We start from the raw sequence: 22,358 nt of genomic DNA, 5'->3' as shown, positions 1-22,358 counted from the left end.
TGGTAGCCGGGCCAAGGCAGGAGAGGGGAAAATTACACCGGCACCGCAGCCGCCGTCGAATCGGTTCGAGGGCGCGTGGTCACCGGTTGCGCAGCACGATCTGCAGGTTGTGCGCCACTTCCTGCGTCAGCGGGTCATCGGCTCCGAACGCCTTCAGCGCCGCGTGGTACGCCGCCTGGAGGGTGACCGCGGCGGCCTGCTTGTCACCGGTCATGTAGAGCGCGGCCCCCAGCGTCTTGGCGGTGTCGATCGTGTCGGGGTGCCGCTCCCCCAGTTTCCGGGTCCGGCGGCTCACCACGTCCCGCAGGACCGGCAGGCCCTCGTCCCACGCCCGCAGCACGGACAGGGTGCAGCCGAGGTTGTGGCCGTACTTCAGGGTTTCCGGGTGGTCGGGCCCCAGCGCCGACACCGCCCGGCGGCGCGCCTCCCGGTGGCTGACGGCGGACTCGGGCAGCCGCTCCCGCCGGAACTGGGTGGAGCCGAGCAGGTCGAGCACGGCCAGGGTGCCCGGGTGCTCCGGACCGGCCGCGGTCTCGCAGTCGGCGAAGAGGGAAGTCAGGCTGAGCTCCGCCGCGGCGAACTGGCCGGCGTCGAACATCGCGCCCGCGGCCCGGGCCCGGCGTTCGAGGTCGGCGGGCAAGGCCCGGGGGCGCTTGGAGAACAGTCCCATCCGTATGTCCTTTGCAGACGTCTCAGCCGGCTTTGCCGAGGAGGTCGTCGAGGGACCGGCCCTCCGCCGGCCCCAGTTCGGCACCCAGCGGGACACCGAGCTTCTCGGCCAGGTCCCGCAGCCGCAGATCGATCGCCGCCTCGGCCAGGTCGGCGAACTCCGCCATGGTTTCCCGCAGCCGGCTCCACGCCGTGAGCAGCACCCCCGCGGCGACCACCAGCGCCGGCCACCACAGGACACCCGGAACGAGGTACAGCAGTCCCCAGCCGGCCAGCGTCGCGGCCTCGGCGTAGCGGGTGCGGACGTCGGTGATCGGGCGTCTCGCGTCTTCGTCCAGCAGGAGCCACAGCCTGGGCCACACCAGGGCCGCGCTGACGTAGTACTGCGCCCGGACCCGGACTTCGAGCAGCCGGGCCCGGTCGCCCAGCCAGGTCGGCCGCTGCGGCAGGTAGGCCGGTACGACCGGGGTGCCGGCCCGGTCCGCGGCGGCCAGCGCCCGGCTCCGCCGCGACCACCGGGTCCGCTGGAGCAGCCCGCCGGTCAGGAACCGTTCGCGCAGGCACCAGCGTTGGACCAGCCTGCCCAGGCCACCGGCGGCGGTGCCGGCCAGTCCGGCGGCGGCGAGCACCACGGCCGCGAGAACGACCAGCCGCGCGGGCCGGGCGGAGAACTCGGCCCGGGCGGACAGCCGGGAGAAGGCGAACGGATGCCCGTGCCCCAGTGTGGACGCGGCGACGACCACGGCGACGAGGAGCAGGCCGGGCAGCAGGATCGCGGTGACCCAGCGGTTGCCGAGCCGCTTGCCCACCTCGGTCAGGAAGCCGGTCACTTCGGCCGCATCGAGGCGTTGAAGGCCGCGCAGCGCGGCGGGTGGCCGTTCTCGTCCCGGGTGGCCACCCGGGCGCACCGGTCGAGCGGGCAGCCGTACTCCCCCGCGCCGACGCCGGGCGCCCGGCCCCCGCCCGGCAGCGCCGCGATCCCGAGCGCCGGCCGGTCCGCCCAGCTGCGCGGCGCGCCGTCGGGCCCGACCGGGCCCCACTTCTTGAGCGCGGTCTTCGCCGGACCGCCCTGTTTCACCCGATCGGCGTCGCGGTCGAGCCGGTCGAGCACCCCGCTCCGGCGCGCCGCCGTCCGCAGCTCGGGCAGCAGCAGGCACCACAAGGCCAGGTGATCGGCTTCGGAGTCCACCGCGCCCCCTTCCGACGTCGGACGATCACGGAGTCTAGCCATCCGCACTACCATCGGTGGCCAACCGGTCGCGAGGGGGCGCCAGTGTTCGGGCGGCGGAAAGGGCAGGCGGACGACGATTTCGTCGGCGGTGCCCTGTGGGAGGGCAAGGGGTGGCTCGCCACCTTCGAGGAGTCCGGCGACCTCGCCGCCCTCGAGCAGGCGATCGCCGCGGGCACGGCCGCCTTCGAGCGGTGCGCCCCCGACGCGCCCGAGCGGCCCGCGACCCTGATGTTCCTCGGTGACGCGCGGATGCGGCGGCACCAGGCCACCGGTTCGGTGCCGGACCTCGGCCGGGCCCTGGAGCACTACCGCGAACTGCTGCCGCTCGTGCGGGCGGACCAGCCCGATCTGGTCCCGTTCTCGCTGGCCGCGATCGCCGAAAGCGCGTTGCGGCTGGGCGTGCTCACCGGTGACCGCTCCCGCGCCGAGGAGTCGGTGCTCGCCACCCGGGAACTGCACCTGCTGGCCGGGTCGACCGGCGCCGTCCACCTCTTCGGCCTGGTGAGCGAGCTGCTGGAGCGGGCGCTGGTGGCGCTTCCGGCCGATCATCCGGACCGCGCGGCGATCGGGGCGCTGCGCTGCACGGCCCTGATCCACCACATCGAGGCCACCGGCGACGTCGCCCTCCTCGGTGCCGCCGAGGAGGAGATCGACCGGGCGCTGCGGCGGTGCCCGCCGGACGACGGCAACCGCCGTCCCTTCCTCACCGTGGCGGCCGACGTCCGCCGCCTCCGGCACGACCACGAGCGGACCCGCGCCTCCCTCGACGCCTTCCTCGAGGCCGAACGCCAGGTCCTCGACGTCTACCCGCCGGGGCACCAGGTCTGGACGATCACCGTGCACAACATCGGCCGGCTGTACCGCGAGCGCCACGAGTCGACCGGCGACGTCGCCGACCTCGACACGGCGGCGCACTACCTGCGGCAGGCCGTCGAGCACGCGCCGGACGCGGAACTCCGCGCCGCGGCCGAGCGCGGGCTGGCGAGCGTGCTGGAGGCCCGCGGCCCGGTGCGGCAGTACGAGCCGCCGCCCGGCGTCACCCTGGAGTACGTCGCCGGCCCCGAAGAACCGCAGAGCACGCCCGCCGAGGTGGCCGGCGACCCGGCCGAGCTGGTGCGCCACGGAAACCGGCTCTCCCGCCTGCTCGGGGAGTACCAGCAGACCCGCGACCGCGCCCTGCTGGACCGCATCTGCGCCGACGGCGAGGCCCTGCTGGCCGCGGTGCCGGCCGGGCACCCGCGCCGGTGGCTGATCGAGACCCGGCTGGGTCCCGCGCTCATGCTCCGCTACGAGCTCACCGGCGATCGCGCCGAGCTGGACGCCGCGATCGACCTGCAGCGCGCCGCGATCGGCCGTCCCGTCGACGGCCCGGCCGACGTGCTCGAGGAGTTGGGCAACCTCGCCGCCGCGCTGGTCAACCGGTTCCTGCGGGATCGCGACAGCGCCGATCTCGACGAGGCGGTCACGCTCACCCGCCGGGGCGTCGAGCTCGACGACGCCCACGGCACCACCAGCCTGCACATCCTGGGCAGCGCGCTGTTCTACCGCTACAGCCACCTCGGGCGGCGGCACGACCTCGACGAGGCGATCGCCGTCGGCGAGCGGGCGGTCGCGACGGCCGGGCCCCTCCGGATCGCCAACGCCCGGGCCAATCTCGGCAACCGGCTGCGGCAGCGCTTCCTCGCCACCGGCGAGCCGGCGGACCTCGACGCCGCGATCGACCACCTCGACGCCGCACTGCGCCAGGAGTACGACGTCCACGCCCTGCTCAACGCCGGCCTCGCGCTGAGCGACCGCGGGCAGCTGCGCACCGGCCGGCCGGACCTCCTCGACGCCGTCACCGCCTTCACGGAAGTCCGCGCGGCGACGAGCGAAGAGGCGCCGCTGCACACGATCGCGCTCCAGGGCCTCGCCGAGGCCTACACCGCGCTCGGCCGTCCGGACGACGCCATCGCGGTCCTCTCGGCCCTGCCAGAAGGCCGGTCGTTCGACCGGATGCGGGCCCTGGTGACGCTCGCGGACCTGCGCGCCGGCCGCGGTGACGACGCGGGCGAAGTCGCCGGCCTCTACGAGCAGGCCGTGGAACTCCTGCCGCAGCTGGTGTGGCGGGGGCTGTCCGCGACCGACCGCGGGAAGCTCGTCGCGCAGTGGCCCGGGCTCGCCGGTGACGCGGCCGCGGCGGCACTGGCCGCGGGCCGGCCGGAGCGCGCGGTCGAACTGCTGGAGCACGGCCGTTCCCTGTGGTGGAGCCAGGTCCTGGACCGCCGCGCCGACCTGACCGGGCTGCGGGCGGCCCACCCCGAGCTGGCCGACCGGCTGAGCGCCGTGGACCCGGACGCCCCGGACCGGCGGGCCGCGGCGGCCGAGTGGGACGCGGTCGTCGCCGATATCCGGACCCGGCCCGGGTTCGCCGGCTTCCTGCGTCCGACGCCGTTCGCGGAACTCGCGAAGTCCTCGGCGGCCGGTCCGATCGTGCTGGTGAACGTCAGCCGGATCCGCTGTGACGCCATCGTGCTGACCCCGGACGGCAGCCACGTCATCCCGCTCGACGGCTTGACCCACGCCGAAGCGCACGACCGCACCCAGGCCTACCTCGCCGCGACCGCGCAGAAAGGCACCGGCGGGCTTTCCTCCGGGCCGCGGGAGCAGCTGCTGCTGGGTTACCTGGAATGGCTGTGGGACACCGTGGCCGAGCCGGTGCTCGACGAGATCCGGGTCCCGCCCGGGTCGCGCTTGTGGTGGTGCCCCACCGGTCCCCTCGCGCTGAGCCCGCTGCACGCCGCCGGGTACCACGACCCGGACGACGAGCCCGGCCGGACCGTCCTCGACCGCGTGGTCTCCTCCAGCACCCCGACGATCCGGGCGCTGCGGCACGCCCGCCGCCCGGCGCGGCCGGTCCCGCACCGGCCGCTCGCCGTCGCCTGCGAGCGACGTCCCGCCTACGTCACCGGCCTGCCCGATCTGCCCGGCGCCGTCCACGAAGCCGAGATGGTCAGCGTGTTCGCCGCCGGCAGCGCGATCCTGGCCGGCGCGCAGGCGACCGTCCGGAATGTGACGGAGCGGCTGACGGAGTACTCGTGCGCGCATTTCGCCTGCCACGGTGGCACGACCCCGGACGGCGAAGCCGCGCTGTTCCTCGCCGACGGCCCGCTCACCACCACCGGCATCAGCCGGCTCGATCTCGAAGACGCCCAGCTGGCGGTGTTGTCGGCGTGCCACACCGCGATGCCCGACGCGGCCGCGCCGGACGAAGCCGGCCACCTGGCCGCGGCCCTCCAGATCGCCGGGTTCCGCCAAGTGGTCTCGACGTTGTGGGCCATCGGCGAAGAAACGGCGGCCACCGTCACGGCCGGCGTCTACGGATCCCTCGCCCGGCCGGACGGCACCCTCGACCCGGCGGGCACGGCCGCCGCCCTGCACGCCGTGGTGAAGCGGCTGCGGGACGAGTCGCCCTACGAGCCGGGCAAGTGGGCCCAGTTCGTCCACTTCGGACAGTGAACCGGCGGTACCCCGTTTCCCGGGCGTTTCCCGGCGCGTCGGTAATTGACTTTCAAGAAACGACGGCGATCGGCGAAATATGTGCCGGAGAAGATTGACTCTTACGGACGGGAAAGATCGGCGCTAGGGTCGTCCTCGCCCTGGCGACGCTCCCGCTTGCCCATTCCGTGAAATCCGTTCCACACCCCGGCGCAGCCCGAAATCCGGGTGCCGCGCGCCGTTGTCCTGTCTCCGACCGCCCCCGAGGACCTGATCGATGTCAGTGCAGTTACCCGCCCGCTACGTCCTGCCGGTCGCCGTCGTCGTCGCCGGTGCGGGGTGGTGGTGGCTGACGACCGAGGCGTCGGGGGCGGACCGGACGCTGGTGGCCTGGTACGGCGGGGTGACCGCGGCGGTGGTGTGCGCCGCGGTGACGCTCGCCGCGCACTTCGCGCAGGTTGCGCGCCGGTACCGGGGCCGGATCGAGGCACTGGACGCCCAAGCCGTCCGGCTCGCCGACGACACGGTGCCCGCCCTGGTCCAGCGGGTGCGCGACGGCGCGTCGGCGGACACCGCGCTCGCCGAAGTGCCGGGCTCGGTCGCCGGGGCCCACCGGCGGTTGCTGGACACGGTCGCGCAGGAGATCAGCCGGGGCGAGCGGATGCGCGCGGCCACGATGGCGGCCTGCGCCAACGCCGCCGGCCGCGTCCAGGCGCTGGCCACCAGCATGCTGGCCGACCTGCGCGAGATGGAAGGCCGCCACGACGAAACCGTGCTCGGCGATCTGCTCGAATTGGACCACAGCACCGCGCAGGCGGGCCGGCTGGCGGACAGCATCGCCGTGCTGACCGGAGCGCGGTCCGGCCGGCGCTGGACCAAGCCGATCGTCATGGAGAGCATCCTGCGCGGCGCGATGGGGCGCATCAGCGCCTACCAGCGGGTGCGGACGCACTCGACCAGCACCGTCGCGGTCGCCGGGTACGCCGCCGAAGGCGTCATGCACGCCCTGGCCGAACTGATGGACAACGCCACGAGCTTCTCCCCTCCCTCGGAGGACGTGCACGTGTACGTCGAGGAGGTGCAGGCGGGGGTGGTGGTCACCATCGAGGACAGCGGCCTGGTCATGGGGCCCGCCGCACTGGAGCGGGCGGTGCGGGCGGTGTCCGCCGAGCCGCTGGACCTGACCACGCTGTCCGGGACCCGGCTGGGCCTGGCCGTGGTGGGGTGCCTGGCCCGCAAGCACGGCCTGACCGTGCACTTCCGGCCGTCCGCGCGAGGCGGCACCGGCGTGGTGGTGCTGATCCCGCGGCTCCTGATCACCCAGGCCGAACCGGACACCCCGCCGGTCGTGCCTCCGGTCGAGAAGCCCGAACCGGTGGCCGTGGCCGCCGCGCCTGTGTCCACAGTGGAGAGTTCATCGTCCGGGCTGCCGCAGCGGCGCCGCGGGCAGACGCTGGCCGCCGCGCCCAAGCCGCCGCCACCACCGGCGCCGAGTCCCGCCCCCGCCCGGGCCGACGCCGGCGCGAAGTTCAGCGCGTTCCACGCGGCCGGCCGGGGAACCCGCCCTTCTGCTTCCTCGGAGGACAGCCGATGAACACCACGGACCACGACCTGGACTGGCTGCTGGAGAACCTCCGGAGCAAGACGCCGGGCACCCGGCACGCCCTGGTGCTGTCCAAGGACGGCCTCAAGCTCTGCCACACCCGCGGGCTCACCGTCGACCAGGCCGACCAGCTGGCCGCCATCGCCTCGGGCATCCAGAGCCTGGCGTACGGCACGTCCATCGAGTTCGGCGACGGGACCGGCGGGGTGCGCCAGTCGATGACCGAGTTCCACGGCGGGATGCTGTTCATCGTGGAAGCCGGCGAAGGCGCCCACCTCGCCGTGATCGCCGACGACGACGCGGACGTGGGCCTCATCGGCCACAACATGAACGAGCTCGTCGAGCAGCTCGGCGAGTACCTGACCGCGCCGGCCCGCCCCCAGCAGCCGACGGCGGCCGGGTGACATGAGCCGGCAAGACCTCCACCGCGAGGACCCGGACCGGTTGTACACCGTCACCGGCGGGCGCAGCCGCGCGAACGAGAGCGCGCTGGACCTGGTGACGCTGATCGTGAGCGAAGGCGATCCGGTGCCGGGCATGCAGTCCGAGCACGTCCGGATCCTGCACCTGTGCCGGCACCCGACGGCGATGGTGGAGGTCGCCTCGGAGCTGGGCCTGCCGGTGAGCGTCGTGAAGATCCTGCTGTGCGACCTGCTCGACACCGGCCGGGTCACCGCCCGCCACCCGTCCTCGGCTCCCGCCGCCGCCGATCTGCCCGATCTCGAAACCCTGAAGCAGGTACTCGTTGGACTGCAGAAGCTCTGACCAGGACGTCCGCACCCCGCTGCCGAGCACCGCCCGGGACGGGCTGAAGATCGTGATCGTCGGCGGGTTCGGGGTCGGCAAGACGACCATGGTCCGGTCGGTCAGCGAGATCCGCCCGCTCAGCACCGAGGAAACCATGACGCAGGCGGGCATCGGGATCGACGACGGCGCCTCGCCCGGCAAGACCACCACCACGGTCGCGTTCGACTTCGGCCGGATCAGCCTGAACGAGCAGATGGTGCTGTACCTGTTCGGCGCGCCGGGCCAGGAGCGGTTCTGGTTCCTCTGGGACCGTTTGTTCGCCGGGACGCTGGGCGCCGTCGTGCTGGTGGACACCCACCGGCTGGCCGATTCCTGGTACTCCATCGACCGCCTCGAACACCACGGGACACCGTTCATCGTGGCGCGCAACAACTTCGGCGAGCCGCAACACTCCCTCGACCAGGTGCGCCAGGCCCTCGACCTGTCCGCCGACGTGCCGCTGATCGACTGCGACGCCCGCCGGCGCGACTCCAGCAAGACCGTCCTGCTCTCCCTCGTCCACCACCTCTTCGCCCTGTCCGCCGCCCGGGAGACCACTTCATGAACACCCCTCAGCCCGCCCTCGCCACCCGGTTGTCCGGGCCGGGTTTCCAGCAGACGTCGGCGGATCTCTACGCGGAGATGCGGCGGGTGCACGGGCCGGTGGCCCCGGTGCTGCTCGACGGGGACGTGCCGGCGTGGCTGGTCCTGGGCTACCGCGAGGTGCAGTACGTCGTCAGCAATCCGGAGGTCTTCGGGCGCGATTCGCGGCGCTGGAACGCCTGGGACCGCGTCCCGCCCGACTGGCCGTTGCTCCCGCTGCTGGCCCACCAGCCCACGATGATGTTCGCCGAGGGCGCCGAGCACCGGCGGCGGGCCCAGGCGCTCGACGAGGCCCTCGGCGCCGTCGACCAGTTCGAGCTGGGCGCCCGGGCCCAGCAGGTGGCCGATCAGCTCGTCGACGCCTTCGCCGGCAGCGGCGAGGCCGACCTGATCACCCAGTACGCCGACGGGATCCCGCTGCCCGTCGTGGCCCGCATGATCGGCGTGCCGGACGCGGAAACCGCCGACCTGGTCCAGGACGTCTACCGGACGCACGCCGCCGGCGAGGGCGCGAACGAGGCGTACGCGCGCGTCCGGGACAAGGTGCGGCGGATGGTCGAAGCCAAGCGGCGCGCCCCCGGCCCGGACGTCACCTCGCGGCTGCTGGCCCACCCGGCCGGGCTCGCCGACGAGGAGATCACCGAAGATCTGCTGCACCTGATGAACGCGGGCCAGCTGCCCACCGCGTACTGGATCGGCAACACCCTGCGGCTGATGCTCACCGACGACCGCTTCGCGATGACGCTGTCCGGCGGGCGCCGCAGCGTCGGCCAGGCGCTGAACGAGGTGCTCTGGGAGGACACGCCGACGCAGAACTTCCCGGGCCGGTTCGCCGTCCACGACCTCGGGCTGGGCGGCCGGCAGATCCGCAAGGGCGACCTGCTCATCCTCGGGCTCGCCGCGGCCAACCAGGACCCGCTCGTCCGGCCGGTCCCGCAGGCCTCGACCGGCAACCAGGCGTACCTGTCGTTCAGCCACGGCGAACACCGGTGCCCGTACGCCGCCCAGGAGATCGCCAAGGTCATCGCCGAGGCGGCGATCGAGGTCCTGCTCGACCGGCTGCCGGACGTCGGGCTGGCGGTGCCGGCCGGCGAACTGGCCTGGCGGCCGTCACCGCTGTTCCGCGGGCTGGCGGCGCTGCCGGTGAAGTTCACGCCGGCCTGGTGATTCCCCCGGCTCGCGGATAGCCCGCGCACCGGGGACCGTGGGATTCTGGCGGCTCACCACGCGGGGAGCCGGACCCCGCCGAAGTGCGGCACGACGTGGATGCAGATGCTGTGCGCGCTGCTGGTCTTCGACACCGCCGAGCTTGCCCCGGCCGCTCACGAAGATTTCCCCGTGGCTGGACGCGACGACGTATGGGTGGACGCGGAACCCACGCCGTCGTCGGTCTCGTTCGGGGTGAGCCTGGCGAACCTGGTCCACCACGTGCGGACGTTCTGGGACCACCGCGACGAGCCGCGGGTGGCGTGGTTCCACTACGCGGACCTGCGGGCCGACCTGCCGGGCCGGCTGCGGCGGCTGGCGGACGCCCTGTCGATCTCGTCGCGGCGGATCGAGCAGCTCGCCGCGGTCTCGGCGACCTCACCGCGAGCAGAAGCCACGCCGGACGAGCCTTGGACAGCTACACGGCGCTCAAGAGCCGCGAGGCGACGGCCGTCGACGAGCTGCTCCGGGGCTGACGCTTTACCCACTCGCGCAGGGACTTCCGGGCAGACTTTTGGCACCACCCGATGGTGTGGTGTTAACTGGCGCGGAAGACAGAGAGCGTTTCCCCAACGCGGCTGCGACGGCGCAGGCTCGCCCGCCCCCCACCGGAAAGGCCCTCCATGCGCGTGTCCGCCCCGCTGTCGTCCGGCCAGCAGCGCCTTTGGACCGTTTCCCAGCTGGACGGGGCCGGAGCGGCCTACAACGAGACGATGGCGTTCGCGTTGCGCGGGCCGGTGGATCGAGAAGCGCTGCAGCGGGCGTTCGATGCTCTCGCCGAGCGGCACGAGGCGTTGCGGACCCGGTTCGTCGTCGAGGACGGGCGGCCGGTGCAGGTGGTCGAGGATGTCGGGTTCGCGTGCCTTGTCAACGATGTCTCCGGACGGCCGGAGGAAGCGGCTGAGCTGCGCCGGGCCGAGGCGCTGGACGCGTTCGACCTGACGCGGGCGCCGCTGGCCCGGGCCCGGCTGCTGGTGGGGTCCGATGGCGACCACGTTCTCCTGATCACCGTCCACCACGCCGTCTTCGACGGCTGGTCGCGGACCCTCCTCCTGCGCGAACTCGGCCTCCTCTACGCCGCCGGACTCAGCGGTACCGAAGCCGCCCTGCCGCCCGCACGGCCCTACCGCGACCACGCGCGGGCGCAACAAGACTGGCTGGCCGGTGACGGCCCGTCGCGGCACGAGGACTACTGGCGGGACCGGCTCGACGGCGTCCCCCCGGTGCTGGAACTGCCCGCCGACCGGCCGCGGCCCGCCCGGCAGGACTTCCGGGGCGCACGGGTGCCGGTGAAGCTCGGGCCGGAGCTCACCGCGCGGCTGAAGACCCTGGCGCGCGAGCACGGCGTCACCCTCTACTCCACCATCCTGACCTGCTGGTACCTGCTGCTATCCCGACTTTCCGCGCAAACTGACATCGTTGTCGGCGTCCCCACCGCCAACCGGGACGACGCCGGCGAGCACACGCTCGGCTTCTTCGTCAACACCCTGGCCGTGCGCGCCGACCTGTCCGGCTCACGGACCGGCACCACCCTGCTCACGGAGGTCCGCGCGGCCCTGCGGGGCGCCATCGACCACGCCGAGCTGCCCTTCGAACGGGTCGTCGAGCTGGTCAACCCGCCACGCAGCCCGGCGCACACCCCGCTGTTCCAGACGATGTTCGCCTGGGTGCCCACCCAGCACGACCTCCTCGAACTGCCCGGCGTGGCCGTCGCGCCCCTCGACGTCGAGCACGCTCCCGCGAAGTTCGACCTGGCCCTCGGCCTGGCGCACGAAGCCGGTGACGTCGAGGGCCACCTCGACTACGCCGTCGCCCTCTTCGACCACGCCACCGCCGAGCGGTACGCCCGCTACCTCGTGCGGCTGCTGGACCAGCTGGCCACGCGGCCGGACGCGGAAATCACCACCTACGAACTCCTCGACGACGCCGAACGCCGCGAGATCCTCACCTCCTGGAGCACCGGTCCGCGGCCGAACCGGCGGCCCGGCGGGCTCGTCGAGCGGTTCACCGCGCACGCCGACACCACCCCGGACGCCCCCGCGCTCGTCTGCGACGGCCGGACCTGCACCTACGGCGAGCTGGACCGCCGCAGCACGAAACTGGCGAACGCGCTGCGGGCCCGCGGGGCCGGCCGTGGACGGGTGGTCGGTGTCCTCAGTGGACGGTCGAGGGACCTGGTCACCGCCGTGCTGGGCGTGCTGAAGACCGGGGCCGCCTACCTCCCGCTCGACCCCGCCCAGCCGGCCGCCCGGCGCGCGGCGATGATCGAGGACGCGTGCCCGGTGCTGGTCCTCGACGAGGACCTCCCCCTGGACGGCGACGAAACCCGCAGACCGGCGGGAACCGAGCCCGGCGACACCGCGTACGTGATCTACACGTCGGGGTCCACCGGGCGTCCCAAGGGGGTCGAGGTCACCCACCACAGCGTCCTCGCCCTGTTCGACCAATGGCTGGACCGCTTCGGCGCGACACCCGGCGAAGCGACGTCGGCGTGGTCGAGCATCGGCTTCGACGCCTCGGTGCACGAACTACTGCTGCCCCTGACCACCGGTGCCGTGCTGCACGTCGTGCCCGAGGACGTCCGGCCCGACCCGGCCGCCCTGATGGCCTGGCTGCGGGAGCACCGGGTGGTCCAGGCCTTCCTGCCGCCCGCCTACGTCCGGTGGGCCGACGAAGACCCCGCGCGCCTGCAGGGGCTCGCGCTGCGGCAGCTGCTGACCGGCGTCGAACCGCTGCCGGAGGCCGCCCTCGCCCGGTTCGCGGCCGCCCGGCCCGGCCTGCGGATCTGTTTCGGCTACGGACCGACCGAAGCCACGCTCTACGCCACCGCGCACGTCGACCCGCAGCCGCGCGACCGCCCGGCCCCGATCGGACGGCCGCTGCCCGGCTCGCGGCTGTACCTCCTGGACGAGCGGCTGCGCCCGGTGCCGCCCGGCGTCGTCGGCGAGGTCTTCCTGGCCGGCGACTGCCTGGCCCGCGGCTACCTGCACCGGCCCGACCTGACCGCCGAACGGTTCGTCGCGGACCCGTTCATGCCCGGCGAGCGGATGTACCGGACCGGGGACCTGGCGAGGTGGCTCCCGAGCGGTGAAGCCGAATACGCCGGCCGCCGCGACGACCAGATCAAGCTGCGCGGCTTCCGCATCGAGCCCGGCGAGGTGACGGCCGCGCTGCTCGCCGTGCCCGGGGTGCAGGAAGCCGCCGTGCTGGTGGACCGCGAAGGCGAGCCGCGGCTCGTCGCCGGTGTCGCGGGCGCCGGCCGGACACCGCACGAATGGCGGGCCGCGCTGGCCGGGCGGTTGCCGGACTACATGATCCCGTCGGTGTTCGCCGAGTTCGACCGGCTGCCGCTGAGCCGCAGCGGCAAGCTCGACCGCGACGCCGTCCTGGCGCGTGCCCGCACGAGCGCCCCCGCCGCGGTGAACACCACCGCTCCGCGCGACCACGCCGAACTCGCGCTGCTGCGGATCTGGCGGGACCTGCTGGTGCACCCGGCGATCGGCGTCTCGGACGATTTCTTCGACGTCGGCGGCACGTCGATCTCGGCGATCAAGCTGGCCCACGCGATCGGCGCGGAGTTCGGCCGGGAGCTGCCGATCCGGGACGTCATCCTGCACCCGACCATCGAGGCGCAAGCCGCGCTGCTGCGCGCGGACCGCCCACCGGAGACCGGCAGCCTGATCGAGTTCCGCCGCGGCACGGGCCCGGCCCGGGTCGTCTGCGTGCACCCGGCGGGCGGCACGGCGTTCTGCTACCTGCCGCTGAGCGGGCTGCTGCCCGATGACGCCGGTGTCGTCGGCATCCAGTCCCCCGGGCTCAACGCCGGGGAGGAGCCGCTGCCGAGCGTCGAAGCGATGGCCGAAGAGTACCTGCGGCTCGTCGACCCGCGGCCGGAGGAAAAATTGGTCCTTTGTGGACTCTCCTACGGCGGGCTGATCGCCTACGAGATGGGCCGCCGGCTCGGCGAGCGCGCCAGCGTCGTCCTGCTCGACACGACCGCCACCGACGACCCGGCCGCGAAGGCGGCGATCGAACCGGTGCCCGCGGCCGAGTTCCGCGAGAAACTGGTCCGCTTCAACGGGATGTACCCCGGGATCGAGGACGCGCAGATCGAGCGCTACCACCGCACGTACAACCACAACCGGCTGACCGCGCGCGAACACGACCCCGGCGAAACCGCCGCGCGCGTGCTCTTCGTGCAGGCCGTCGGCGAGGACCCGGTCCCCGGCAGCGCCGAGTTCTGGCGCCGCCGCGCCCGCGGCGCATTCGAGGTGGTCCCCGCGGACTGCGGCCACTGGGACATGCTGGAGAGCGACGCGTTACCGCTGGTCGCGAAGCTGATCACGGCCGAGCTGGCGGCCCGATGACCTCGATCGCCCGCCGCGTCCACGACCGGGCCCTGCGGCACCCGGACGCCCTCGCCGTGTCCGACGGCGACCGCCGTCTCACCTACGCCGAGCTGAACGCGGGGGCCGCCGCCGTCGCGGAGTCGCTGTCCCGCCGGGGAATCCGCCCGGGCGACGCGGTCGCCGTCAGCCTGCCGCGCTCGGCGGAGCTGGTCCAGGTCATGCTGGGCGTGCTGCGCCTCGGCGGCCAGGTGGTCCCGCTCGACCGGCTGAGCCCGCCCGCGCGCCGGGAGGTCATCCTCGCCGACGCGGGCGCTGCGATCGTGGTCGGCGACGAACCGCCCGGCATCCCCCCGGCCGAGTTGCTGGCCGAAGCCGCAGAAGTGGGTGTGCCCGCCGAACCGGCGCCGGCGTCGTTCCTCTTCGCCACCTCCGGTACGACCGGGCGGCCCAAGGGCGTCGAGGTCCGCGACGCCGGGATCCTGCGGCTGGCCGAGCCCGGCTGGCTCGAGATCGGCACGCGGTTCGCCTGCCTGGCCAACCCCGCGTTCGACGCGCTCAGCTTCGAGGTGTGGGTGCCCCTGTTGACCGGCGGCACGTGCGTGATCCTCGACGACGAAACCGTGCGCGACCCGCAGGCGTTCGCCGACGCGCTCGTCCGGGAGCGCATCGACACGATGTTCGTCACCGCGACCCTGTTCAACGCGGTCGCCGAAACCGTGCCGGGCAGCTTCGCGACCGTGCGCCGGGTCGTCATCGGCGGCGAGCAGCTCAACGCCCCGCTGATCCGCCGCTGGTACCGGGCCAACCCGGACTCGCCGACGCGGCTGCAGAACGGCTACGGCCCGACCGAGACGACGACGTTCGCGCTCAGCTACCCGATCCCGCGCGGCTTCGACGGCGACGTGGTGCCGATCGGCCGCCCGCTGCCGGGCACCGGCGCGGTGGCAGTCGTCAAAACGGACGAGCCGCCGGACGAGCGAGTGGCCACCGAAGGCGAAGTCGCCGAGCTGTACCTCTCCGGCGCCGGTGTCGCCCTCGGCTACCGCGGGCTGCCCGCGGAGACCGGGCAGCGGTTCGTCCGGCTGCCGTGGCTGGACGAGGGCCGCGCGCGGTTCTACCGCACCGGCGACCTCGTCCGCGTGCTCCCGGGCGGGCGCTACGCCTACGTCGGGCGCACCGACCGCCAGGTCAAGGTCCGCGGGTTCCGGATCGAGCCGGGCGAGCTGGAGCAGCGCCTCCTCTCGCACCCGCGGATCCGGCAGGCCCACGTGGCCGTGCGCCGCGCGGCCACCGCCGAACTGCTCGCCTTCGTCGTGGCCGGCGACCTGTCCTTCGACGCGTTCGAAGCGCACCTGGCCGAGACGGTCCCGGCTTACATGCGGCCGCACCACGTCTTCCGCGTCGACGAGCTGCCGCGGAACGCGAACGGCAAGGTCGACGAGACCGCGCTCCTGGCCGGTGGCTTCCCCGCGTGGCGGCCGGACACCGGCGGCGACGCGACGGCGTGGGAACGCGAAGTCCTCGACGTCGTGTCGGCCGTCCTCGGTGTCCCGGAGCTGCTTCCCGGCGACACGTGGCTGCGGTCCGGAGGCGACTCGCTCAAGGCGTTGCGGCTGCGGTTCGCCATCCGGGAACGCTGGGGCACGGACCTGCCGCCGTCGGTCGTCCAACGCGGCACCTTCGCCGATCTCGCCGCGGCGATCTCGGGGGCGGGTCGCGCGGCCTACCCGGATCCGGGGGCCCCGACCACCGCCACCGTCGCCCCCGCCACCAGCGAACAGCAGCGGCTTTGGCTGGTGCAGCACCGCAATCCCGCGTCCACGGCGTACCACGTGCCGCTCGCCTTCCGGATCACCGGTGAGCCGGACCTCGAGGCGTTGCGCCGGGACGTGCGCGGGCTGGTCGAGCGGCACCCGGCGCTGCGCACCGCGTTCGAGGCCACCTCCGCCGGCCTGCGGCAGGTGACGAAACCGGCGTACGACCCGTGGACCGAGCCTTCCGACGACTTCTTCACCGCGCCCTTCGACCTCGCTTCGGGCCGGCTGCTGCGCGCGGCCTGGCGTCCCGACGGCACGTTCCTGCTGTGCCTGCACCACATCGCGGTCGACGGCTGGTCGCTCAACATCCTGTTCCGGGAGCTGTCCGGCGCCCCGCCGCGAGACGCGCACACGCCCCTCGACTTCGCCGCCTGGCAGTCCCGCTGGTTCGCCTCCCCCGGCTATCGCGACCGGCTGATCGAGCGGTCCGACGACGCCGAACCCCTCGGCGCGGCGTCCCTGGCCGGACGGCTGCACACGACCCGCATCGACCGCGAGCGCGTCGACGCCTGGGCCGCCGAGCTGGGCCTGACGCGGTTCCAGCTGCTGCTGGGCGTGTTCGCGTGGAGCCTCTACGCGGTGACCGGGCGGACCCGGCCGCGGATCGCCGCGCCGGTGGCGAACCGGCCGGTGCGGGCCTTCGAAGACAGCGTCGGGATGTTCGCCAACACCGTCCGGGTGCCCCTGGCCGTGGTCCCGGACGAGGACCCGGACACCCAGCTCCGCCGGCTCGGCGCCGCGGCGGCCGCGGCCCTGGACCACCAGGACGTCGCGTTCGCCGACCTCGATCCCGGCTACGCGGCCTTCGACTATCTGTTCGTCCTGGAGAACACGGACTTCGAAGCGCTGCGCCTCCCCGGCTGCGCGATCAGTCCACAGTGGATCGAGGCGGCCGAGGCGAAGTGCGCGCTCACGCTGTCGGTCGTGGAACGGCCGGACGGGTTCGACTGCCTGTGGGAGTACGGGGAAGGCCACTTCACCGAGGCCGAGGTGACGGCCCTCGGCGACGTCTTCGATCGCGCCCTGCACGGTGACGCGCGGACGCCGGACCGTCCTGACCACGGCCGCGGCGCCGACACCGGCCTGACGTGGGAAACCATCGCCGAAGGCTTCGCACGCCAGGTCGCGCGGACGCCCGACGCCCCGGCGCTGACCGGCGACACGACCTTGACCTACGCCGAACTGGACGCGCACGCGGCCCGGCTCGCCGCCACCCTGCCCGCGGACGCCACCGACATCGCGCTGTACTTCCGGCCGTCGGCCGAGCACGTCGTCGCGCTGCTGGCGCTCGCCCGGCTGAACATCACCGCGGTGCCGCTGGATCCGGCGTACCCGCCGGAGCTGCTGCGCGCCATGCTCGACCGCGTCCGGCCGCGGTGTGTCCTGCTCGCGCCGGGGGAAACCTTCGACACGGACGTCGAGCGGCGGTTCGTCACGCTCACCGGCGGCCCGGTGCCGGACGTCCCGGCCCGGCACGCCGGACGGCCGCTCTACACGCTGTTCACCTCGGGCTCGACCGGCGTGCCGAAGGGCGTGCGCGTGCCGGACCGCACGCTGGCCAACCTGCTGCAGTGGCAGGACGCGCCCCCCGCGACGACCCAGCAGTTCTCGATGCTGTCGTTCGACGTGTCGTTCCAGGAGATCTTCACGACGCTCTGCGGCGGCGGCCGGCTGCACCTGATCCGCCCGGAGTGGCGGCACGACGTCCCGGCGCTGCTGGCGCAGCTCGACACCGCGGGGATCGAGCGGATCTTCCTGCCGTACGTCGCTCTGCAGCTGCTCGCCGAGCACGGCGTCCGGCTCGGGCGGTACCCCGCGCGGCTGCGGGACGTGCTCACCGCCGGCGAGCAGCTGGTGTGCACGCCGGCGATCCGCCGGTGGTTCGCCGGGCTGCCCGGCGCACGCCTGCACAACCACTACGGGCCGACCGAGACCCACGTCGTCAGCGCGCTGACCCTCGACGGCGATCCGGCTTCGTGGCCCGAGCGGCCCGCCATCGGCCGCCCGGTCGCGAACGCGGTCCTGCGCGTCGCCGACGCCGCGGGCGCCCCGCTGCCGCCGGGACAGGTCGGCGAGCTGCTCATCGGCGGGCTCGCGGCGAACCGCTGCTACCTCGGCGACGCGGCGCCGGAGAAGTTCGCCGAGCTGCCGGAGCTGTACTACCGCAGCGGCGACCTCGCGCACTTCGACCGCGCCGGGCTGCTGCACTTCGACGGCCGGGCCGACCGGCAGGTCAAGGTCAGCGGCCACCGCCTCGAACTCGGGCAGGTCGAAGCCGCGCTGCTGCGGCACCCGGACGTCGTCAACGCGGTCGTCACGGTCCAGGGTGACCGGCTGACCGCGTTCCTGGAGTGCCGCCGGACGCCGTCGGCCGCGGAACTGGCGGACTTCCTGGTGCCGCTGCTGCCGCCGCACGCGCGGGTGGACCGCTTCCGGGTCGTCGACGTCCTGCCGCGCACGCCGAGCGGGAAGCTCGACCGGGACGCCGCTTCTTCGGCGCCCGGAACGGACCTGCACCGGACGGCGGACCGGCCGTCGAGCGAGCTGGCGGCGCTGTTCGAAGAGGTGACCGGGACGCCGATCGGCCCGGACGAGACCTTCTTCGCCGCCGGCGCCGGTTCGCTGGCGCTGATGCGGTTCCACCTGCGCTGCGCGGAAGCCGGGTACCGGTTCACCGTGGCGGACCTCTTCGAGCACGTCACGCTGCGGGACCTCACGCGGCACCTGGCGAGCGGCCCGGCCGCGGCCACTGCGTCGTCCCGGCCCGCGGCCGACGAGCCGGTGGCCGTGATCGGCATGGCGGTCCGGCTGCCGGGTGCCCGGAACCTGGCGGAGTTCTGGGACCTGGTCGTGTCGGGCCGCCGCGGGATCGAGGAGTTCCCGGCGGCGGACGGCCTGGTCGGAGCACGCAGCCTTCTGGCCGACCCGCTGGCGTTCGACCCCGGTTACTTCGGCGTCAGCCACCGTGACGCGGCCCTGATGGACCCGCAGCAGCGGCAGCTGCTGATGACGTGCGTGGAGGCGTTGGCGCACGCCGGAATCACCGCGGGAGCCGGCGTCGGCCTGATCGCGGGCTGCGGCGAGAGCACGTACTTCCAGCAGATGCTGCGCGAAGCCGACCCGGCGGCCCTGCCGGACGGCTTCCAGTTGGCCCTGCACCACGAGAAGGACTTCCTGGCGACGAAGGTCGCGTACCACCTGGACCTGACGGGTCCCGCGCTGACGACCCAGACGGCGTGCTCGAGTTCGCTGGTGGCGGTCCACCAGGCGGCCGCGATGCTGCGCGGCGGCGAGGCGGAGGTGATGCTGGCGGGCGGCGTGCTCGTCGACCTCACCCTGGCCGAGGGCTACCGGTACCGGCCGCAGCACATCTTCTCGCCGGACGGGCACTGCCGCCCGTTCAGCGACGACGCGGCCGGAACGGTGGGGGGCAGCGGCGTCGGCGTCGTGGTCCTGAAGCCGCTGTCGGCGGCCCGCCGCGACGGCGACCCGGTGTATGCGGTGGTCACCGGCTCGGCCGTGACCAACGACGGCGCGGTCAAGCAGGGCTACAGCGCACCGTCCCCGGCCGGGCAGCGCGCGGCGATCCGCGCGGCCCTGGAGCGAGCCGGGCGCACGGGGGCGGACGTCGGGTACGTGGAGACGCACGGAACGGGCACCCGCCTGGGCGACCCGATCGAGGTGGCGGCGCTGCGCGAGGCGATGCCCGAGGCTTCGGCGTGCGCGATTTCGTCGGTGAAGAGCCAGATCGGCCACCTCGGCGCGGCGGCCGGGGTGGTGGGGCTGGTCCGCGCGGTGCTGTCGCTGCACCACGGCGTCCTGCCGCCGACGGTGGACTTCCGGGCCCCCAACCCGGCGCTGGAGCTGGGGCCGTTCCGGGTGCCGACGTCGGCGGAGCCGTGGCCCGCGGGTCCGCGGGTGGCCGGGGTGAGCAGCTTCGGCATCGGCGGGACGAACGCGCACGTCGTCCTGGAGCCGGTCCGGCCCGGGTCGCCGGCGCGGCGGGACCCGGTGCGGTGCCTGGTGCTTTCGGCCCGCAGCGCCCCGGCCCTGAAGCTGGAGGCCGCCCGGGTGGCGGAGTACCTGGCGGCGCACCCGGAGTCCTATGTGGACGTGTTGCGGCACCTGCAGTCCGGTCGCCCGGCGGGTCGCTGGCGGATGGCGGCGGCCTGCGAGAACGCGGCCGCGGCGGTCGAGTGGCTGCGCACGGCCGAGCCGCGGGAGGTGACCGAGCCGGCGGGCACCACGCCCGCCGCCGGGCCGGCCGCCGCGTGGCTGGCCGGCACCCCCGTCGGCTGGGGTCACTCCCCCGCCCCCGCGCCGTGGGACTTCCCACCACCCGCGTTCGACACCGCACCCTTCGACTTCCCGCGGCGCACCGCCACCCGGCTGCCCGAAGCCGGTTGGCTGCACCAGCCCACCTGGATCCGCCTGCGCCGGGCGACCGCCGCCACCACGACCGGCCGCGTTCTCGTCATCTCCGGCGAAGGCCCCCTCACCGCGCCCGCCCTCGACGCCGCCTACCCCCGCGTCATGCGCGTCCACGCGGCCGGCCACTTCGCCCGCCTCGGCCCCGACGCCTTCGAAGCCGACCCGGCCGACACCGCGCAGCTCCGGCAAGTCCTCGACGCCCTGCCGGACCGGGAAATCGACTGGCTCCACACCCTCCCGCTCGGCATCACCGGCCCGGTCGGGGAAAAGTCCCTCGACCACGCCCGATGGGCTTGCCTCGACACCCCCGCCGCCCTCCTCCGCGCCGCCCACGACCGTCTATTGAGGACGTGGTGGGTCTCGCACGGCGGCCCGGCAACGCGCCCCGAAGCCGGGCTGCTCGCCGGCATCACCGCCGTCGGGCCGCAGGAGACCGGCGTCCCCGGCCACTGGGTCGATCTGGAAGGCCCCGACCTGGACCGGATCGCCGACCTCCTCACCGGGCCGACCCCGCCCGAGCGCGTGATCCTCCGGAACGGGTTCTGGTGGCGGCAAGGAACCGCTCCCGTCGAGGCCCCCGAATTGTCCACAATAGACGGCAGATTCCTCGTTCTCGGCGGCACGGGCGGCATCGGCACCGCGGTCGCCGAAGAGCTGCTGACCCGCTCGACCGGCCGGGTCGTCCTGCTCGCCCGCCACCCGTACCTGCCCGAGGCCCTCGCACCGTGGGCCGACCGCGTCGACCTGCTCGCCGCCGATCTCACGAAGATCACCGCCGACGCGATCGACGGCCCGCTGGCCGGGATCGTGCACGCCGCCGGGACGCCGGCCGGCCGCCTGATCGCCACCCGCGGCGAAGGCACCCAGGACGTCAAGCTCGCCGGCGCCCTCCTCGTGGAAGCGCTCATCGAACGCGACCAGCCGGCCTTCGCCGTCTACTGCTCTTCGCTGTCCGCCCAGTTCGGCGGCACCGGCCAGCTCGACTACGCCGCCGCCAACGGCTTCCTCGACGCGCTCGCCCACCGGGAGGGCCCGACCGCCCGGCTCGCCATCGGCTGGGACGTCTGGCGCGACAGCGGCATGGCCGTCACCGCCCTGGAAACCGACGCCCGGCACCAGGCCCACCTGGCTGTCGGCCTGAGCGACGACGAAGGCCGGCGCACCTTTGCCCGCGCGCTGGCGACCGGCCTCCCGCAGGTCCTGGTGGCCACGACCGGCCTCGAGACCGCCAAAACGTTCCACGAGCGCGAAGCCCCGCCGGCGGCGGCGAACCCGGCCGGGGCGGACCTGACCGAGGAAGTCCGCGCCCTTCTGGGCGTCGCCGAGCTCGATCCGGACGTCCCGCTCTACGACCTCGGCGCCGACTCCCTCACCCTGCTGGACGTGGTCGAGTCGGTGAAACGCCTCTACGGCGTCGACCTCGATCTCGCCTGGCTCGGCCCGGAGGTCACCATGGCGGGGTTGCTGGCCGAGCTGGGCCGGGCCGCCGACACCGGCGAAGTCGTCGTCCAGGTGTGGCGCGAAGGGACGACGGCCGAGGTCGTCTGCCTCGTGCACCCGATCGGCGGGGACGTCCACGCGTACCGCCCGCTCGTCGAGGCGCTGCCGCCCGGACTCGGCGTCTGCGTGATCGCCGACCCCGCGCTGAGCCGGCCCGAACCGCCGGGGTGGTCCATCCCGGACCGGGCCCGCCGCTACCACGAGGCCCTCGAACGGCGCTTCCCCGGCCGGAGCAAACAGCTGGCCGGGTGGTCGTTCGGCGGCTGGGTCGCGGCCGGCATGGCCGCCGAAGCCGAAGCGGCCGGGCAGCCGGTGCGGGCCCTGCACCTCATCGACCCGCCGCCGCCCGGCGCGAGCGCCGCCGACTACGACGACACCCAGCTGGAGACGGTGTTCGAGCGCGAACTCGGCGGCGCCGCGGGCGAACACGCGCGCAAGCTCGCCCGCGCCACCCGGGCCAACCTGCGCAGCATGACCGGGCACGCCCTGCCCCGCCTGGCCGCCACGCCCAGCCACGTCTGGCTCGCCACCGAACCCGAGCCCGGCCTGCCGGTGGCGAGCCGGGACGGCTGGCGGGACCTGCTGCCCGAACCGAGCCACTGGCACGAACTGCCCGCCACCCACTACGGCATCGTGCGCGCCCCGCACGTCACCGCGGTGGCCGCCGCCATCGAACGGTGAGACCC

Annotated in this window: 11 protein-coding genes; 8 read left to right on the top strand and 3 right to left on the bottom strand. The window is 74.1% G+C overall.

The window, feature by feature from the left end; all coding sequences use genetic code 11:
* Nucleotides 1-79 precede the first annotated feature (79 nt).
* From H5965_RS12085 to H5965_RS12075, 3 genes are read right to left on the bottom strand one after another with little or no spacing between them, the layout of a single operon-like run.
* The gene (locus H5965_RS12085) at nucleotides 80-670 is read right to left on the bottom strand and encodes a tetratricopeptide repeat-containing protein (RefSeq protein ID WP_310969738.1); all 591 of its coding nucleotides are present in this window, start codon (nucleotides 668-670) and stop codon (nucleotides 80-82) included.
* A 22-nt stretch (nucleotides 671-692) separates the two neighbouring features.
* Nucleotides 693-1,499: a hypothetical protein gene (locus H5965_RS12080; RefSeq protein WP_310969737.1), complete on the bottom strand. Its 807-nt coding sequence runs from the start codon at nucleotides 1,497-1,499 to the stop codon at nucleotides 693-695.
* Nucleotides 1,496-1,858, bottom strand: a complete 363-nt coding sequence (locus H5965_RS12075; protein ID WP_310969736.1) for a hypothetical protein — start codon at nucleotides 1,856-1,858, stop codon at nucleotides 1,496-1,498. Before H5965_RS12075 ends, H5965_RS12080 begins: the two co-directional genes overlap by 4 nt.
* Before the next feature lie 84 nt (nucleotides 1,859-1,942).
* Between H5965_RS12075 and H5965_RS12070 the strand changes: the two genes are divergently transcribed.
* The 8 genes from H5965_RS12070 to H5965_RS12035 all read left to right on the top strand — a co-directional run bounded on the left by H5965_RS12070 (nucleotide 1,943) and on the right by H5965_RS12035 (nucleotide 22,353).
* A complete protein-coding gene (locus H5965_RS12070; protein WP_310969735.1) occupies nucleotides 1,943-5,398 on the top strand; it encodes a CHAT domain-containing tetratricopeptide repeat protein in 3,456 nt (1,151 codons plus the stop codon).
* 256 nt (nucleotides 5,399-5,654) lie between these two features.
* Nucleotides 5,655-6,971 (top strand): ATP-binding protein, encoded by a 1,317-nt coding sequence (locus H5965_RS12065; protein ID WP_310969734.1) that lies wholly within the window; start codon nucleotides 5,655-5,657, stop codon nucleotides 6,969-6,971.
* On the top strand, nucleotides 6,968-7,384 hold the full coding sequence (locus H5965_RS12060; RefSeq protein ID WP_310969733.1) for a roadblock/LC7 domain-containing protein: 417 nt from the start codon (nucleotides 6,968-6,970) through the stop codon (nucleotides 7,382-7,384). Before H5965_RS12065 ends, H5965_RS12060 begins: the two co-directional genes overlap by 4 nt.
* 1 nt (nucleotide 7,385) lies before the next feature.
* Nucleotides 7,386-7,745 carry a DUF742 domain-containing protein gene (locus tag H5965_RS12055; RefSeq protein ID WP_310969732.1) on the top strand — a complete coding sequence of 120 codons (360 nt, stop codon included), beginning with the start codon at nucleotides 7,386-7,388 and terminating at the stop codon, nucleotides 7,743-7,745.
* A gap of 52 nt (nucleotides 7,746-7,797) precedes the next feature.
* Nucleotides 7,798-8,331, top strand: a complete 534-nt coding sequence (locus H5965_RS12050) for an ATP/GTP-binding protein (RefSeq protein ID WP_310970577.1) — start codon at nucleotides 7,798-7,800, stop codon at nucleotides 8,329-8,331.
* The gene (locus H5965_RS12045) at nucleotides 8,328-9,536 is read left to right on the top strand and encodes a cytochrome P450 (protein WP_310969731.1); all 1,209 of its coding nucleotides are present in this window, start codon (nucleotides 8,328-8,330) and stop codon (nucleotides 9,534-9,536) included. Before H5965_RS12050 ends, H5965_RS12045 begins: the two co-directional genes overlap by 4 nt.
* A gap of 662 nt (nucleotides 9,537-10,198) precedes the next feature.
* Nucleotides 10,199-13,942 (top strand): amino acid adenylation domain-containing protein, encoded by a 3,744-nt coding sequence (locus H5965_RS12040; protein ID WP_310969730.1) that lies wholly within the window; start codon nucleotides 10,199-10,201, stop codon nucleotides 13,940-13,942.
* Nucleotides 13,939-22,353, top strand: coding sequence for an AMP-binding protein (locus tag H5965_RS12035; protein WP_310969729.1), 8,415 nt, complete (start codon nucleotides 13,939-13,941; stop codon nucleotides 22,351-22,353). Before H5965_RS12040 ends, H5965_RS12035 begins: the two co-directional genes overlap by 4 nt.
* Nucleotides 22,354-22,358: the final 5 nt, after the last annotated feature.

Source organism: Amycolatopsis sp. 505, from assembly GCF_031625235.1.
GTDB lineage: Bacteria > Actinomycetota > Actinomycetes > Mycobacteriales > Pseudonocardiaceae > Amycolatopsis.
Note: the sequence above shows the minus strand (reverse complement) of the source record. Positions and strands in the feature narration are given on the sequence as shown.

What these genes read in the sequence shown, in the direction of transcription:
- H5965_RS12045 (WP_310969731.1), top strand. Translation starts at nt 8,328, where the DNA reads ATGAACACCCCTCAGCCCGCCCTCGCCACCCGGTTGTCCGGGCCGGGT.
- H5965_RS12040 (WP_310969730.1), top strand. Translation starts at nt 10,199, where the DNA reads ATGCGCGTGTCCGCCCCGCTGTCGTCCGGCCAGCAGCGCCTTTGGACC.
- H5965_RS12055 (WP_310969732.1), top strand. Translation starts at nt 7,386, where the DNA reads ATGAGCCGGCAAGACCTCCACCGCGAGGACCCGGACCGGTTGTACACC.
- H5965_RS12035 (WP_310969729.1), top strand. Translation starts at nt 13,939, where the DNA reads ATGACCTCGATCGCCCGCCGCGTCCACGACCGGGCCCTGCGGCACCCG.
- H5965_RS12085 (WP_310969738.1), bottom strand. Translation starts at nt 670, where the DNA reads ATGGGACTGTTCTCCAAGCGCCCCCGGGCCTTGCCCGCCGACCTCGAA.
- H5965_RS12060 (WP_310969733.1), top strand. Translation starts at nt 6,968, where the DNA reads ATGAACACCACGGACCACGACCTGGACTGGCTGCTGGAGAACCTCCGG.
- H5965_RS12065 (WP_310969734.1), top strand. Translation starts at nt 5,655, where the DNA reads ATGTCAGTGCAGTTACCCGCCCGCTACGTCCTGCCGGTCGCCGTCGTC.